Annotated in this window: 2 protein-coding genes and 1 pseudogene; all 3 read right to left on the bottom strand. The window is 59.2% G+C overall.

From position 1 onward, the window contains the following. Positions 1-143: 143 nt before the first annotated feature. Positions 144-545, bottom strand: a complete 402-nt coding sequence (locus tag EN750_RS34245) for a hypothetical protein (RefSeq protein WP_023810946.1) — start codon at positions 543-545, stop codon at positions 144-146. A 245-nt stretch (positions 546-790) separates the two neighbouring features. Then, on the bottom strand, positions 791-973 hold the full coding sequence (rpmF, locus tag EN750_RS34250) for a 50S ribosomal protein L32 (RefSeq protein WP_008834724.1): 183 nt from the start codon (positions 971-973) through the stop codon (positions 791-793). A gap of 140 nt (positions 974-1113) precedes the next feature. After that, positions 1114-1416: pseudogene (locus EN750_RS34255) on the bottom strand (transglycosylase domain-containing protein); the annotation flags it as partial.

Raw genomic sequence — 1416 nt, forward strand, 5'->3', positions numbered from 1 at the left:
CGCTCACGTGTCGCGGCATGGATCCTGGGGTCTGGGCCGCGTCGCTACGCTCCTTGCTACGCCCCAGGATGACGACGTTACGGGCGTTTCCGACAACTGTCAGCGCAAGCGCCCGTCAAACTTCCGCCTTCCGCGCTGGGGACCTAATTCAGATTGATGTCTCGGCTGGCCGATCGCATCGACACTGCGAATCCGGCCAGCACGTCGAACAGCGCGATGACCATCAGCGTGAAGAAGACGGAATGGGCCGCGCCCTTCACCAGCAGGAACTCGACCAGGAAGGCCACGAACACCAGCGTCGACAGAAGATGGTCCATGATCGAGGCGTTGGTCGTGCGCACCGACTTCGCCATTTCGAGGAACAGGAAGACCAGCCCGATCAGTATCATCAGGTCGCCCAGCGTCATCGAGAACACGCCGCCCGACATCATACTGAAGGAGAAGACCTCGCTCGCCCAAGGATCGTCACCACTGCCGAAAATTCCCAACAGTCCGAGGTTGTAGAGCACGAAAGGCACGATCAGCAGCGGAATGGCACCGAACATCTGGCGTCTCCATGTGGGGGCAATCCTTTGTAGAATGCGCCACAGGCACGCCGTCAAGATGTTTCGATGGCAGCGTTGAACACGGTCGAAGACCGCACGCAACAACCATGTCAGCCGGTTGCCGGCCGAAGGATTTGCAACGCCTGCGGTGCACGCCTCGAAATGCGCTGCCGGCCGGCTCAAACGCAAAAGGACCAGCCACCGGCCGGTCCTTATGGAAATTCAAACCTTTGAAAAAGCTGGTCTCAGCTTTCCTTGGGCGTCAACACCTGACGACCGCGATACATGCCGGTCTTCAAGTCGATGTGATGCGGACGGCGCATTTCGCCGGAATTCTTGTCCTCGACATAGGTCGGGGCCTTGAGGGCGTCGGCCGAGCGGCGCATGCCGCGCTTGGACGGAGAGGTTTTACGTTTCGGAACGGCCATGGATATGCTCCACTACATGGTCAAAAGCCCCGCCCGCCCTCGTGAAAGGGCCATGTCGGGGCCTAAATCTGAGAAAGTCGGGTGCCTATACACGCCCTGTGCCGTTTTGGCCAGCACTGGCGCGAATTTTTTTGGATCGGCTAGCGGAGACAACCGACATAGGCGCCGGAGCGGCCGGCGCGCCGCTCGATCAGATTGGCGAGCCGCCTCAAGCCAGGCCCGGGTTTGGCCGGATTGCGGGCGATCGGATTTGGCAAGGAAACCGCAAGCAAGGCGGCCTGCCGTCGCGACAGCTGTTTTGCCGAAACGCCAAAATGGTGCTGTGCCGCGGCCTCGATGCCGTAGAAGACCAGGCCCCACTCAGCGATATAAATGTAGATTTACATAATAAGACGTTTCGACATAACCGCATCGAAATAGAAGACCAGCGACAAAGAAAACAC

The sequence above is a fragment of the Mesorhizobium sp. M7A.F.Ca.ET.027.03.2.1 genome, from assembly GCF_003999175.1.
Classification (GTDB): domain Bacteria; phylum Pseudomonadota; class Alphaproteobacteria; order Rhizobiales; family Rhizobiaceae; genus Mesorhizobium.